Consider the following 13023-nt stretch of genomic DNA (forward strand, 5'->3'; position numbering starts at 1 on the left):
GTATACTCAGCGCGCTGGAGCGTCTGTCCGGGGCGACACGGGGGATCGCCCCGGACAGACACCATCCGCCGCCGCGAGCAGGACGAGGGCCGCGCCCAGCAGCCAGCCCGCCAGGACGTCCGAGAACCAGTGGACGCCGAGGTACAGCCGGGTGAAACCGACCCCGAGGACCGAGACCGCGGCCAGGACCGGCACCAGCACCCGGGCGGCGCGAGCCGAGCGGCGGCCCGGGGCCCCGCGGGGGACCAGCCACAGGAACAGGCCGCAGACCACGCTCGCCGTCATGGCGTGGCCGGACGGATAGGCGGAGAAATGCGCCGAGTCGACCGGATCCGGCCACACCGGACGCTCCCGCCCCACCCACGCCTTCAGCCCCTGCTGAACCACCGAGGCGCCGAGCACGACCAGGGCGATCCGCAGCGCGCACCGGCCCTCGCCCCCGCGCCACAGCCAGAGGCAGGCGGCGGCGGCCAGGGCCCGCATCGTCCACGGATCCCAGATCCAGTCGCTGAGCACCCGCATCAGGTGGGTGACCCCGCGGTGGGAGACGGCGTGGGAGTGCAGGCTCCGCGCGATCCGCTCGTCCCAGGACGCGAGCGGTTGCCAACCGGCCGCCACCAGGGCCGTCAGAACGGCGACGGCCGCGAGCAGCGCCCAGCCGAGCCGGGTACGCCGCAGCCGTGACCGATCGCTCCGCATACGGTGATCCTCGCACCCGGGGCACGCCGTCCCCGGCGACCGCCGCGCGGGCGGGACGGTGGACGACTCGGAGGTGCGGTTCGCCCGCCGGGGGACCGGCCAGTGGCGCAAGTCCGCGGACACGCCCCTCGGCGAGGTGGTCGCACACCGGCTGGAGCGCCGGGCCCGGCTCGGCATCGACGCGGCCCCGCGCAACCGCGAGCGGCCGGCGCGCGTACCGCGTCGCACGCGTTAGGCCGGCTCTTTCGGATCTTGCCGGGCCCGCGACGCCCGGCACCGCGCCTGGCCGCGTTGTCGGGACGCCCGAGTACGTCCAGTACACGCAACGCCCCTCCGCCTTGCCATGCACGGCACCAGACGCCGCGGGCTCGGCCGACAAGATCCAAAAGAGACGGCCTAGGCCAGCGTGCTCAGACCCGGCCCGAACGCCACCAGCAGGGGGATCGCCGGGGCCAGGGTGGCCAGCGCGGTCAGCCGCATCCGCCGGACCGCCGGGAGCCGGGGCGCGGCCGCCAGCAGCCGCCGGACCCGCCGCGGTACGTGCGCCTCCGGGGCCGGACAGGGGCCGAAGACCCCGCGGTCCTCGTTCAGGCCGATCAGGGCCAGGGCGATGGTGAGCCGCCCGTACCGCCGCGAGGCCACGTCGTCGGCCGCCAGTTCCACCAGCCGGTGCATCTCCGCCTCGAACGCGGCGAACACCGGGATCCGCGGGAACCCCCCGGACAGCGCCCGCGAGCAGTGCAGGAGCCAGTCGTGCCGGGCGGCCGCGTGCCCCTGTTCGTGCGCCAGCACGGCGTCCAGCTGGCTGCCCTTGAGCCGGCCCAGCGCCGCCGTCGTGACCACCAGCTGAGGGGTCGGCCCGGGCAGCCACCAGCTGTCGGGCCGCTCCGCCTCCAGTACGACGAGGCGCGCCCCGGCGGCCTCCTCCCCGGGCAGCAGCGGCGCCCGCAGCAGCAGTTCGGCGTCCTGCGCGCGGCGCCGGGAGCGGGCCCGCAGGATCTCGCGGGCCAGCATCGCGCCCGTCCACAGCCCGCCGCCCGCCAGTGCCAGGGCGGTCCCGGTGGCCCACGGGCCGCCCGCGGCGCCGAGCGCGTACGCGTCGACCACCCCGCTGGGGGCGGGGGCGAACAGCCGCTTCTGTACCGCAGGCCAGGCGCCGGCCGCGCTCAGCAGCATCGACAGGGCGAAGCACAGGAGCACCGCGCCCACCACGCACTGCCACGCCCACAGGGCGACGACGGGCTCGTGCTCGGGCCATTCGGCCCGGGCCAGCAGCCGGGGCGCGAGCACCGCGGTCAGGGCGCCGAGCAGCAGGAGAACGGCGGGGACCATCATGGGTCCAGCCTATGAGCGCGCGGCTACCTGCGGGTATGGTCCGGGAGAAGGGTGACGGAGCACACGTCCGCCCCGCCCGGCGCCCGCGCCCGGCCTCACATCGTGAGCAGCATCGCCAACATCCCCATCCCCATGGTCAGTCGGCAGGCCCGGACCACCTCGGCGGCCCCGGCAGACCCGGCAGACCCGGCCGGCCCGGCCGCCCCGGCCGGGACGCCCGCGCCGCCCACCGTGACGAGCCGGGCCCCGCCCAGGACCACGTAGCCGGCGAAGTAGAGCAGCAGCAGCCCGGTCAGCAGCGGCAGCCCGGCCCCCTGGCCGTGGCCGTGCCCCGGGCCGGCTCCCGGCGCCAGGGCCATGTAGACCATGGTCAGCGAGCCCACGAGGTGGTGCGCGTGGTGGGGCCCGGTGCGCAGCAGCCACAGCGCGTGCAGCGCCGCGCCGCAGAAGACCGTGCCGAGCGCCGGCCCCTGCCAGCCGCCGCCGGTTCCCAGGGGCACCGCCATCAGGGCCATGCCGAAGCCCATCGCGGCCTCCCCGGCGGCCGCGCTCCCGCCGCCGGATCTGCCCGCCCGCCACAGGCAGTACGCGCCGCTCACCGCGCAGAGCAGGACGAGGAGCCAGGCGGAGACGGAGGTGGAGAGGGACATGGCGGGACCGTGCACGGCGGAACCTCCCGGTTCGTCGGCTTCACCGGAAGAGATGCCCCTGTTGTGCGGGCCACACGCGGCCCGAGGCTAGGCTCTGTGTGCGGGCGCCCCGCACCTCGTGCGCCGGCCCGCCGCAGTGCCAGCCGTCACACCACAGAACGGATTCCCCGATGCAGAGCGCCGACCCCCGGGCCTTGACCTTCCGCAGTGCCGTGGAGGCGGACATCCCGGCGCTCGTGGAGCTCGTCGAATCGGCGTACCGCGGTGATGCGAGCCGCGCGGGCTGGACCACCGAGGCGGACTACCTGGACGGGCAGCGCACCGACGCCGAGGGCGTGGCCGGGATCGTCGACCATCCCCACGGGATGCTCCTCGTGGTGGAGCGCGGCGGGGAGATCGTGTCCTGCTGCCACCTCGAACACCGGGAGGACCACGTCTACTTCGGGATGTTCGCGGTCCGCCCCGGCATGCAGGGCGGCGGCCTCGGCAAGGAGGTCATGGCCGAGGCGGAGCGGCTGGCCCGCGAGCAGTGGGCGGCCAAGGAGATGCGGATGACCGTGATCAACGTACGGGAGGAGCTCATCGCCTACTACGTGCGCCGCGGGTACGAACGCACTGGTGAGATGAGCCCCTTCCCTTATGGGGACGAGCGCTTCGGTGTCCCGCTCCGTGACGACCTGGCCTTCGAGCTGCTGGTCAAGTCGCTCTAGGTCAGGGCCTGTTCGGGTTCCGTTCGGTTCGGTCCGGTGCGGGCCGCGGGGTGTCCCGCGGCCCCGGACCTCAGGCGGTGAACCGGCCCGTGGAGCGGATCTCCGGGAAGTCGGTGAGCACGCCGTCGAGTTCGAGGGCCCGCGCGAGGCGCAGCCGCTCCAGCGAGTTGACCGTCCAGCCCGTCACGAGCAGCCCGGCCGCGTGCGCCGCCTCCACGGTGTGCAGGGTGAGGTGCTGGATGTTCAGGGCGATCGTTTCCGCGCCCGCGGCGACGGCCCGGGCGACGGCCGCTTCGGCGTCCGCCGTGCCCTGGTTCGCGTAGAGCACGGTGCGGACGCCCGGCACCAGCCGGGCCGCCTCCGCGAGCACCTCGTCGCTGAAGGAGGCCACCTCCACCCGCCCGGTCAGATCGCGGCGCAGCAGCAGCTCCGAGAACGCCCCGACGGCGGAGAGGTCGTGGACCTGCACGCGGAGCGGGGCCCGGACCGCGTCCAGGACCTCCTCCAGGAGCGGCACCTGCTGGCCGTCCCCGGCGTCCAGCCCGCGCAGTTCGGCCAGGGTCAGGTCGGCGACGGCTCCGGAGCCGTCTGTGGTTCGGTCGACCTCGGCATCGTGCAGGACGACGAGGGCGCCGTCCTTGCTGAGCCGCAGGTCCAGGGCGACGACGTCCATGCCGGAACGCTCCGCGCGGACGAACGACCGCAAGGTGTTCTCGGGTTCGACACCCATGACCCCGCGGTGACCGATGGTGAGGAAAGTCAAGGTTCTCTCGCTTCCGTCGACGGCGGCTCCCCGCGCGGTCGCGGTGTCCCGGCCGGCCGCGCGTGGTCGAAGACGAATGCTAGTGCGCCGCGCGGCCGATGGGACCGTCGCTGCGGGACGCCCGGGTGCCGGCCGGCCGCTTCCCGCCGGGCGCGGCGGGGCTCGGGCGCCCCGGAGGGGGCCCGTCGTGTCACCCGGGCGTGGGCGCGCCCCCATCGCCTTGACGCTCCGGCCCGGACCCCGGCGCCGGCCCGCCCGGTGCGGGGTCCGCCAGGCCCTCCAGGTCCGCCAAGAGCGCCCGGGCCAGCTCCAGTTCGGCCAGGTGCTGGCGTTCGCTCCAGCGCAGGGCGAGGGTCGGGAACGCCCAGTCCGGCTCGGCGGCCGCGTGCTCCATGGCCTCCCGTACGGCCGCCAGCTCCTCCGTGGTCCGCTCCAGGTGCTCCCCGACCATCGCGCGCAGCCGCTCGGGCTCGGCCAGGTGCCCGAGCCAGACCCGCAGCAGCAGCCCGTGCTTGAGCACCGGGGGGCCGGCCTCGGCGGTGTCGGAGGCCCAGCCGGCCAGCGCCTCGCGCCCGGCGCCGGTGATGGCGTAGCGCCGCTTGGCCCGTACCTCCTCGGGCCCCGAGCGCACGGAGGCCGCGTAGCCGAGTTCCTCCAGGCGGCGCAGTTCGGCGTAGATCTGGCTGATGGCCGGGGACCAGTAGAAGAAGCGCAGGGAGGAGTCGGCCCACTTCTTCAGCTCGTAGCCCGTCCGCTCCCCGGGGAAGGAGAGGAGGCCGAGGACGGCCCACGCGGTCGGTGGAAGGTCTTGCTTCTTCGAGGTCTGACTACTAGTCATATTTCGAATTGAAGTGAGACCGGGCACGGGACGCAACCCTGGAGGCATAAGTGAAGTTCTCCGTCATCTTCGAGGCACAGCTGGCCGACCCGACCGTGGAGCGCGAGCACCAGGTCATCCGTGACTGTGTGGAGCAGGCGGTGCTCGCCGAACAGATGGGATTCGACCGGATCTGGGCCGTCGAGCACCACTCCCTGAAGTGGTACGCCCACATGTCCGCCCCGGAAATCTTTCTGAGCTTCGTCGCGGCCCGGACGAACACCATACGCATCGGACACGGAGTCGTTTGCATGCCCTTCGGCTTCAACCACCCCGTCCGGGTCGCCGAGCGGGCCGCGATGCTCGACCTGCTGTCCGGCGGGCGCGTCGACCTCGGGGCGGGGCGCGGCGGGACCGCGCAGGAGACCTCGCTGTGCGGGGTCGACAAGGACCGCACCACGGCGGAGGTGGAGGAGGCGCTGCGGATCATCGGGAAGGCCTGGCAGGAGGAGGAGCTGGAGTACCACGGGGAACTCATCGACATCGACCCGCACCCGATCCTGCCGCGTCCGAGCCAGACCCCGCACCCGCCGCTGTTCCTCGCGTGCAGCCGGGCCGAGACCCTGGTGCAGGCCGCCGAGCTCGGCATCGGGGCGCTGGTGATGGGATTCGCCGGGCCGGAGTCCGTCGCGGGGATGCGCGCCGTCTACGACGCCGCGATCGCGGGCCGGGACGGCGGCCGCTTCGTCTCCACGGTCGTCAACGACCACTTCGCGGTGCTCTGCCCGACGATCGTGCTCGACGATCCGCGGGAGGCGCACCGGATCGGCGTCCGGGGGCAGCGGTTCTTCGCGCAGTCCATCGGCCACTGGTACGGCGGGGCGGGCGTCCCGGACGAGGCGGTGGTGGCGGGCGCCGACGAGGAGGGGGAGATGCGCAGGGCCGCCGAGCAGGTGGTCGCCCGGCTGCACGAGCTGGACATCCCGGTGCGGCCCACGTCCACGGCCACCTTCAACGCGGACCACGCCTACGGGAGCGCGGACGAGGCGATCGCGTACGTCGAGCGGCTGCGGGAGGCGGGGGCCGACGAGGTCATGTGCCTGATCCAGATGGGGACGGTGCCGCAGGAGGCCTGTATGGAGACCTTGCGGCAGTGGGGCGAGAAGGTCATCCCGCACTTCGCGGACGAGCCGGGCCGCAGCGCGTAGGCGGTACGCCGGTCGGCGTACCGCCATCGCCCCGCCGTGCCATGGCGCGACGGGGCGAAGTGGTCGGCTCCACGCGCGAGGACGGGAAGAATTTCGGTGGACCTGGGGGTGACGCAGGATAATTTCCCGCATCTCCTCTTGAACAGGAGAGCCTCGCATGCTTACGCTGCCCTGACGTGAGGTTCTCCTGTGGAGGAAGTGACATGACGGAAACTCTTGTGCCGGGTATCGGCGGTGCCGTGATAACCGCCGGTGGACGGGTGGTGGACCACCCGGCGTGGCCCGAGCTCAAGGCCGCCGTGGAGGAGATCCGGTCCTGGCAGTCGGCCGACGGCTCCATCGACTTCGAGTCCCAGGGCGCGCACGCCCGCACCGCCGCCCCGACCGTGGTCGAGCGCGTGATCGCGGCCGTCGAGGCGCTGTCGCCGCTGCTGCCGCACGGGCGGACGTACCACCAGGCCCTCGTCGCCGACCTGCGCAAGTGGGCCGACGGCGGCTTCGGAGTGCCGGACTTCCTCGACTCCCTGCTGGCCTTCCACCCGGCGGCCCACCGTGCCGACGGGCTCCAGCACCTCGTGGTCTTCCCGATGTACACCCAGAACGGCAACCCGGACCGCAACCTCGAGGCCGTCGTGCTGAAGATGGTGTGGCCCGAGTGGCTCGCCGAGCTGGAGCGCACCCGGTACGACAACCCGCTCTTCCTCGGCATCACCCTGGAGGACTTCACCCCGGGCTACGACACGCACTCCGCCGTGCTCTTCCCCGAGACCATCGCCGTGCGCGAGGCCCCGGAGCGCTTCACCTGGGGCGGGATCTTCTGCGACCGCGAGGCCGCCCGCTACCGCAAGGTCACCGAGGCCGCCGTCGACATCCTCGGCATCGAGCTGCCCGAGGACATCGCCCGCATGGTCGAGGACCAGGAGCGCTGCGAGAAGGCCTTCGTCCTGTGGGACATGGTCCACGACCGCACCCACAGCCACGGCGACCTGCCCTTCGACCCCTTCATGATCAAGCAGCGCCAGCCGTTCTGGATGTACGGCCTCGAAGAGCTGCGCTGCGACCTCACCGCCTTCAAGGAGGCCGTGAAGCTGGAGTCCGAGGGCAACGAGCACGGCCGTGACGTGCAGTACGCCGTCCTCTTCGACCGGATGTTCCGCTTCCCGGTGTCCGGCGACCGCAACCGCAACTACGACGGCCTCGGCGGCCAGCTCCTCTTCGCGTACCTCCACAAGCACGACGTGGTGCGCTGGACGGACAACAAGCTGAAGATCGACTGGATGCGGGCCCCGCAGGTCACCAACCAGCTGTGCGCCGAGATCGAGGACCTCTACCGGGCCGGGATCGACCGCCCGAAGCTCGTCCACTGGTTCAAGGCCTACGAGCTGGTCGCCACCTACCTCGCCCCGCACCCGGGATCCAAGTGGGCCAAGGGCCCCGACGCCCTGGACCTGACGCAGCCTCCGCGCAAGCTCGTGGACGACGTGCTTCCGGACGAGTTTCCGCTCAGCATGTTCTATGAGGCGCTCGCCAAGAAGCTCAAGGGAGTGATCGCCTCGACGAAGGGCATCACCGCCCCGAAGTCCGACGACGCACCGCGAGTGGCCGCGTGAGCACTCGCCCTCAGGAGGCTGCACCGATGAACGGCTCCGGGAACGGCAACGGAAAGCTCCATGGAGCGGTGGTCGCGGTGGCCGGGGCCGGCGGGCCCGCCGGCCGCGCCACCCTGCTCCGCCTCGCCGAGGCGGGTGCGGTGGTCGTGGCGTCCGACGCGGATCCGGCGCGCCTCGCCGAGGCCGTGGACGCCGCGCGCTACGCCCACGGCGGCGCCACCATCACCGGCGACACCGTGGACCTGCTCGACCTGGCCGCCACCAAGGCCTGGGCCGAGCAGACCGAGAAGGAGTACGGCCGCCTCGACGGCCTCGTCCACCTCGTCGGCGGCTGGCGCGGCAGCACCACCTTCACCGACACCGACCTCGCGGACTGGGACTTCCTGGAGAAGCTCCTCATCCGCACCGTCCAGCACACCTCGCTCGCCTTCCACGACGGACTGCTGCGCAGCGACCGCGGCCGCTACGTCCTGGTGAGCCAGTCCGGTGCGCACAAGCCGGTCGCCAACAACGCCGCGTACAACGCGGGCAAGGCGGCCGCCGAAGCGTGGACCCTGGCGATGGCCGACTCCTTCCGCAAGGCGGGGGGCGAGGACGGCCCGGGGGCCGCGGCTGCGATCCTGGTCATCAAGGCACTGGTGCACGACGCGATGCGCGCCGAGCGTCCCACTGCGAAGTTCGCGGGCTTCACCGACGTCAAGGAGCTGGCCGAGGCCATCGCCGGCGTATGGGAGCGGCCCGCACCCGATGTGAACGGACAGCGTCTGTGGCTCACTCCCCAACCGTGAAGACCGCTGCCGTGAGGACCGCGATCAGGAAGTCCCAGGCGAAGACCGACGCCCGCCGGCACCACGACCCGGCGGTGCGCGGCTTCGCCAGCGACAACTACGCCGGGGTGCACCCGGAGATCCTGGCGGCCGTCGCGCTGGCCAACGGGGGCCACCAGGTCTCCTACGGCGACGACGAGTACACGGAGCACCTGCAGCAGATCTTCCGCGGCCACTTCGGCCCGGACGCGCAGACCTACCCGGTCTTCAACGGCACCGGCGCCAACGTGACGGCCCTGCAGGCCCTCACCGACCGCTGGGGCGCGGTGATCTGCGCCGAGTCGGCGCACATCAACGTCGACGAGGGCGGTGCGCCCGAGCGGATGGCCGGGCTCAAGCTGCTCACCGTCCCCACCCCGGACGGCAAGCTCACCCCCGAGCTCATCGACCGGCAGGCCTGGGGCTGGGAGGACGAGCACCGCGCGATGCCGCAGGTCGTCTCGATCACCCAGAACACCGAGCTCGGCACGGTCTACACCGCGGACGAGATCCGGGCGATCTGCGAGCACGCGCACGGCAAGGGCATGAAGGTGCACCTCGACGGCGCCCGGATATCCAACGCCGCGGCCTCGCTCGACGTGCCGCTGCGCACCTTCACGAACGCGGTCGGTGTGGACGTGCTGTCCTACGGCGGCACCAAGAACGGGATGATGGCCGGCGAGGCCGTCGTCGTGCTGAACCCGGACTCCGTCCGGCAGATGAAGCACATCCGCAAGATGTCCATGCAGCTCGCCTCCAAGATGCGCTTCGTGTCGGTGCAGCTCGAAGCGCTCCTCGCGAAGGACCTGTGGCTGCGCAACGCCCGCCACGCCAACGCGATGGCGCGTCGGCTGGAAGCCGGGGTGCGCGCGACCGACGGGGTGGAGATCCTCTACCCGGTGCAGGCGAACGCGGTGTTCGCGCGGCTGCCGCACGAGGTCACGCGGCGGCTGCAGGAGCGCTACCGCTTCTACTTCTGGGACGAGATCGCGGGCGACGTCCGGTGGATGTGCAGCTTCGACACCCAGGAGGAGGACGTGGACGGCTTCCTCCAGGCCCTCAAGGAAGAGCTGGCCCGCTAGGCCGTCTCATTCGAGCGCAAAAATCTATAGGCATGCAGAGCTCTGCATGAGTATGCTCCTGGATCATGGAATTGATCCAGGAGCATACTGACCTTGCCGTCTACTTGGCGGCCGACGAAGCGGTCGATCACGGGCATCCGCTGGTACAAGAGACCGCCGACGCCCTGTGGACGGCCACGGGCGATGCATATTCATACGCCAAGACGGCCTTCGAGTTCGTCCGCGACACCATCCCGCACTCCGCCGACTCCGGAGATGACCGGGTCGCGTGGCGCGCCTCCGACGTCATCGGCACGCGCAACGGCATCTGCTACGCCAAAGCCCACGCGCTGACCGCCCTGCTGCGCGCCCGGGGCATCCCGGCCGGCCTCTGCTACCAGCTCCTCGGCGACGACGACGGGTCGAACCTGGCCATCCACGGGCTCGTCGCGCTGCGCCTGCCCGGCAGTGCCGACTGGGCCCGGGTGGACCCGCGGGGCAACAAGCCCGGTGTGGACGCCCAGTTCACCCTCGACCGCGAACAGCTGGCCTTCCCGGTCCGCCCGGAGCTCGGCGAGATCGACTACCCGGAGCTGTACGCGGCTGCGCACCCGGCCACGCTCAAGGCGCTCCAGGAGTCCGCGGACCGGCCGGAGCTGTGGCGGAACCTGCCGACGGCGCTGTAGCGGTCGGGGCGGTGGTCGTCACCCCGGTATCCGCCCCGGCCTTCCCGGTCCGTACGGGGCCGCGCGCTGCCACCAGCGCGTGCAGCAGCGCGGCGGCCAGCTGCAGGGCCGCGATCGCCAGCAGCAGCGTCCAGGGCGGTGCCTTCGCGGCGAGCCCCACGAGGGCGGCGCCGACCGCCGCGGCCGTCAGCTTGAGCCCCGCGCCGAGGGTGAACACCTGGGTCCGCGCCCCGGCGGGCGCGTAGTCCGAGCGGATCCGCAAGGTGGCCGTCAGCAGCGGCCCGTCGCACACCCCGGCGGCCGCGAACGCCGCGGCCGTGAGGGTCAGGGACGGGGCGAACGCGGCCGCCGTCAGTGCCACCCCGGTCGCCGCCATGGCCCAGCGGGCCAGCCGGCCGGGCGGTACGGCCGTGATCCGGCCCAGCGTCAGGGAGCCGGTCAGGGCGCCCAGGGCGAACGCCGTCATCAGCACCCCGCCGCCGCCCGGGCTGCCGAGCGAGGCGGCCAGCAGGACCGGGGTGGTGGTGAGCGCCCCGAGGCCCACGAAGGCCAGGGTCGTGGCCGAGGGGACGGCCCGCAGCTCCCGCACCCGCCACAGGGCGGCCAGGCCCGCGCCCAGGCCCGCCCGGGGCGCACCGGCGCCGGGGCCCGGGTTCCCGTACGGAAGGGTCGCCGCGGGCACCGCCGCCAGGACGCCGGAAGCCGCCAGGAGCGCCATCGCGGGTCCGGCCGAGCCGAAGCCCGCGACCAGGCTCACGGCCGCCGGGGCGGTGACCGCGGCGCCGTTGTAGGGCGAGGCGTCCCAGCCGTACGCCCGGTCGCGCGCGGGACCGGCCGGCACCAGCCCCGCCACCAGGCTCGACAGCCCGCCCGTCACCATCGGCCCGCAGGTGCCGCCGAGCACTGCCACGGCGAGCACCACGGGCGTCGGCGCCCGCCCGAGCAGCACGGCCAGGCCCGCCACGGCCGTGGTGAACCCCGCCAGGGCGCCCACGTGGAAGAGCCGGGGCCGGCGCGACCGGGCCGCGGCGGCGCCCGCGAGCGGAGCCGCCAGCACGTGCGGAGCCAGCCAGGCGGTCAGCACGAACGCACCGTGCGCCGCGCTCCCGGTGCGCTGCAGGGCGAGCAGCACCACCGCCATGCCCATCCCCTCGGAGGCGAACCGCGCGGCCAGCGCGGCGGCCAGGTACCGTCCGAGCCCCCGCATCCCGGGCTCCTTTCGCCGTGTAACGTGATGGAGAAGCAAGACGTTACGTCATTCGGGTGTAGGGCGAAAGGATCGGGCATGGCTGATTCCGGGTCGGGATTCCAGGCGGCCCGGCGGCTGGTCGATCTCGCCGAAGCGGTCCGCGTCGCGCCGGAACTTCCCCGCGCCGAGCTCGCGTCGCTGCTCGAACGGCACGGGGAGCACCCCGGAGACCTCACCGGGCAGGCGTTCACCGAGGAGGACGCGGCCGCGCTGCGCGCCGCCGCCCGGCGGATGGGAGAGGTGCTCGGGGAGGGTGACGAGGACCGCGCGGTACGGGCCCTCAACGCGCTGTTCGAGGAGTACGGCACCCGCCCCCGCCTCACCCGGCACGACGGCCACCCCTGGCACCTGCACGTGGACCGGGGGGAGCAGGCCGGCTGGGACGGCTGGTTCCTGGCCTCGGGCGCGCTGGTGCTGGCCGGACTGCTCAGCGAGTACGGACGGGTCGCCTGGGGCGCCTGCGCCGCCGAGGGCTGCGGCGGCTACTTCCTCGGCACCGGGCCCGGCAGTGCCCGCCGCTTCTGCTCCTCCACGTGCGCCACGCGGGCCCGGGTCGCCGCGCACCGGCGCCGCAAGCGCGCGGAGCAGGCCGGGCGGGCCGATCGGTCTTAGCCGAGCGGGCCCGGGGGTGGTGTGACGGGTCCGGAGCACTGCACGTGCAGTGCATATGCGGTGGTCATAGCAGCGGTCCGTGGATGCCGAACGCACCGGCGCGCCACCGCACCGCTCACCCCGCACCGCTCACCCCGCACCGCTCACCCCGCACCGCTCACCCCGCACCGCTCACCCCGTGCCGCGCACCCCGCACGACTCGCCTCGTGCCGCTCGGCACGGCCCCGCGTCCACACCGTCAGGGATCCGCCCATGCGCCAGAACCCGGAGCGCCGCGCCGCGCTGCTCGACGCCGCCATCGAAGTCCTCGCCCGCGAGGGCTCCCGGGGGCTGACCCTGCGCGCGGTGGACGCGGAGGCCGGGGTCCCGACCGGCACCTCCTCCAACTACTTCGCCAACCGGGCCCAGCTGCTCGTGCAGATCCTGCACCGCACCCGGGTGCGGCTGACCCCCGGCCCCGAGGACCTGGCCGGCCCCTTCGACACGAAGGTGCTCCTCCTGCGGCTCCTCGAGCGCATGCGCCGCGAGCGCAGCGTCCACACCGCGATGCTGGAACTGCGGCTCGAAGCCACCCGGCGGCCCGAGCTCCAGAGCGAGCTGGCCGGATTCCAGGGCGCCGAGCTGGAGGCGAACATCGCCTGGCACCTGGAGGCCGGTCTGCCGGGGGACCGGCAGGGAGTGGTCCTGATGTACCTGGCCATGCTCGGCCTGATCGTGGACGACCTGACCGCGCCCGGGCTGCTGGATCCCCATCCGGTGGAGGGGCTCATCGAAGCGATGGTCGAGCGCCTCCTCCCGGAGCGCCCCGCCGACTGAC

15 protein-coding genes are annotated in these 13023 nt (G+C 73.3%); 9 read left to right on the forward strand and 6 right to left on the reverse strand.

Annotated elements, in window-relative coordinates; genetic code table 11:
• Window positions 1-6 precede the first annotated feature (6 nt).
• Window positions 7-699 (reverse strand): phosphatase PAP2 family protein, encoded by a 693-nt coding sequence (locus tag DRB89_RS22980; protein ID WP_112450151.1) that lies wholly within the window; start codon window positions 697-699, stop codon window positions 7-9.
• Between the two features lie 58 nt (window positions 700-757).
• Here DRB89_RS22980 and DRB89_RS43110 point away from each other — a divergent pair, with 58 nt between their 5' ends.
• Window positions 758-934, forward strand: a complete 177-nt coding sequence (locus DRB89_RS43110) for a hypothetical protein (protein ID WP_162688693.1) — start codon at window positions 758-760, stop codon at window positions 932-934.
• Window positions 935-1095: 161 nt separating this feature from the next.
• Here DRB89_RS43110 and DRB89_RS22985 read toward each other — a convergent pair whose 3' ends face one another.
• Window positions 1096-2034 (reverse strand): M56 family metallopeptidase, encoded by a 939-nt coding sequence (locus DRB89_RS22985; RefSeq protein ID WP_112450152.1) that lies wholly within the window; start codon window positions 2032-2034, stop codon window positions 1096-1098.
• 95 nt (window positions 2035-2129) lie between these two features.
• A complete protein-coding gene (locus DRB89_RS22990) occupies window positions 2130-2684 on the reverse strand; it encodes a DUF5134 domain-containing protein (RefSeq protein WP_112450153.1) in 555 nt (184 codons plus the stop codon).
• A 170-nt stretch (window positions 2685-2854) separates the two neighbouring features.
• Between DRB89_RS22990 and DRB89_RS22995 the strand changes: the two genes are divergently transcribed.
• Window positions 2855-3394: a GNAT family N-acetyltransferase gene (locus tag DRB89_RS22995; protein WP_112450154.1), complete on the forward strand. Its 540-nt coding sequence runs from the start codon at window positions 2855-2857 to the stop codon at window positions 3392-3394.
• A 70-nt stretch (window positions 3395-3464) separates the two neighbouring features.
• Here the strand turns inward: DRB89_RS22995 and DRB89_RS23000 are convergent, their stop codons facing one another.
• Together DRB89_RS23000 and DRB89_RS23005 are read right to left on the reverse strand one after the other, a co-directional pair.
• Entirely contained in the window at window positions 3465-4157 is a 693-nt protein-coding gene (locus tag DRB89_RS23000; protein WP_112450155.1) for a glycerophosphodiester phosphodiesterase family protein, read from the reverse strand.
• Between the two features lie 190 nt (window positions 4158-4347).
• Window positions 4348-4995: a PadR family transcriptional regulator gene (locus DRB89_RS23005; RefSeq protein ID WP_204357798.1), complete on the reverse strand. Its 648-nt coding sequence runs from the start codon at window positions 4993-4995 to the stop codon at window positions 4348-4350.
• Window positions 4996-5045: 50 nt separating this feature from the next.
• Here DRB89_RS23005 and DRB89_RS23010 point away from each other — a divergent pair, with 50 nt between their 5' ends.
• The 5 genes from DRB89_RS23010 to DRB89_RS23030 all read left to right on the forward strand — a co-directional run bounded on the left by DRB89_RS23010 (window position 5046) and on the right by DRB89_RS23030 (window position 10345).
• The gene (locus DRB89_RS23010) at window positions 5046-6182 is read left to right on the forward strand and encodes an LLM class flavin-dependent oxidoreductase (protein WP_112450157.1); all 1137 of its coding nucleotides are present in this window, start codon (window positions 5046-5048) and stop codon (window positions 6180-6182) included.
• A gap of 203 nt (window positions 6183-6385) precedes the next feature.
• Window positions 6386-7792 (forward strand): DUF6421 family protein, encoded by a 1407-nt coding sequence (locus tag DRB89_RS23015; protein WP_112450158.1) that lies wholly within the window; start codon window positions 6386-6388, stop codon window positions 7790-7792.
• Between the two features lie 26 nt (window positions 7793-7818).
• Complete coding sequence (locus DRB89_RS23020; protein WP_112450159.1) at window positions 7819-8580, forward strand: SDR family oxidoreductase; 762 nt, start codon at window positions 7819-7821, stop codon at window positions 8578-8580.
• An 11-nt stretch (window positions 8581-8591) separates the two neighbouring features.
• Window positions 8592-9680, forward strand: coding sequence for a low specificity L-threonine aldolase (locus tag DRB89_RS23025; protein WP_239516294.1), 1089 nt, complete (start codon window positions 8592-8594; stop codon window positions 9678-9680).
• 65 nt (window positions 9681-9745) lie between these two features.
• Window positions 9746-10345, forward strand: a complete 600-nt coding sequence (locus DRB89_RS23030) for a transglutaminase family protein (RefSeq protein ID WP_112450160.1) — start codon at window positions 9746-9748, stop codon at window positions 10343-10345.
• On the opposite strand, the gene DRB89_RS23035 is transcribed toward DRB89_RS23030, so the two are convergent.
• A complete protein-coding gene (locus DRB89_RS23035; protein ID WP_112463401.1) occupies window positions 10281-11552 on the reverse strand; it encodes an MFS transporter in 1272 nt (423 codons plus the stop codon). The genes DRB89_RS23030 and DRB89_RS23035 overlap by 65 nt on opposite strands.
• A gap of 78 nt (window positions 11553-11630) precedes the next feature.
• Here DRB89_RS23035 and DRB89_RS23040 point away from each other — a divergent pair, with 78 nt between their 5' ends.
• Window positions 11631-12206, forward strand: a complete 576-nt coding sequence (locus DRB89_RS23040; protein WP_112450162.1) for a CGNR zinc finger domain-containing protein — start codon at window positions 11631-11633, stop codon at window positions 12204-12206.
• A gap of 252 nt (window positions 12207-12458) precedes the next feature.
• The gene (locus tag DRB89_RS23045; protein WP_112450202.1) at window positions 12459-13022 is read left to right on the forward strand and encodes a TetR/AcrR family transcriptional regulator; all 564 of its coding nucleotides are present in this window, start codon (window positions 12459-12461) and stop codon (window positions 13020-13022) included.
• Window position 13023 lies beyond the last annotated feature (1 nt).

This window comes from Streptomyces sp. ICC4 (assembly GCF_003287915.1).
Classification (GTDB): domain Bacteria; phylum Actinomycetota; class Actinomycetes; order Streptomycetales; family Streptomycetaceae; genus Streptomyces; species Streptomyces tritrimontium.

Coding starts and splice junctions, on each gene's coding strand:
- DRB89_RS22980 (WP_112450151.1), bottom strand. CDS start 699: ATGCGGAGCGATCGGTCACGGCTGCGGCGTACCCGGCTCGGCTGGGCG.
- DRB89_RS22985 (WP_112450152.1), bottom strand. CDS start 2,034: ATGATGGTCCCCGCCGTTCTCCTGCTGCTCGGCGCCCTGACCGCGGTG.
- DRB89_RS22990 (WP_112450153.1), bottom strand. CDS start 2,684: ATGTCCCTCTCCACCTCCGTCTCCGCCTGGCTCCTCGTCCTGCTCTGC.
- DRB89_RS22995 (WP_112450154.1), top strand. CDS start 2,855: ATGCAGAGCGCCGACCCCCGGGCCTTGACCTTCCGCAGTGCCGTGGAG.
- DRB89_RS23005 (WP_204357798.1), bottom strand. CDS start 4,995: ATGACTAGTAGTCAGACCTCGAAGAAGCAAGACCTTCCACCGACCGCG.
- DRB89_RS23015 (WP_112450158.1), top strand. CDS start 6,386: ATGACGGAAACTCTTGTGCCGGGTATCGGCGGTGCCGTGATAACCGCC.
- DRB89_RS23020 (WP_112450159.1), top strand. CDS start 7,819: ATGAACGGCTCCGGGAACGGCAACGGAAAGCTCCATGGAGCGGTGGTC.
- DRB89_RS23030 (WP_112450160.1), top strand. CDS start 9,746: ATGGAATTGATCCAGGAGCATACTGACCTTGCCGTCTACTTGGCGGCC.
- DRB89_RS23035 (WP_112463401.1), bottom strand. CDS start 11,552: ATGCGGGGGCTCGGACGGTACCTGGCCGCCGCGCTGGCCGCGCGGTTC.
- DRB89_RS23040 (WP_112450162.1), top strand. CDS start 11,631: ATGGCTGATTCCGGGTCGGGATTCCAGGCGGCCCGGCGGCTGGTCGAT.
- DRB89_RS23045 (WP_112450202.1), top strand. CDS start 12,459: ATGCGCCAGAACCCGGAGCGCCGCGCCGCGCTGCTCGACGCCGCCATC.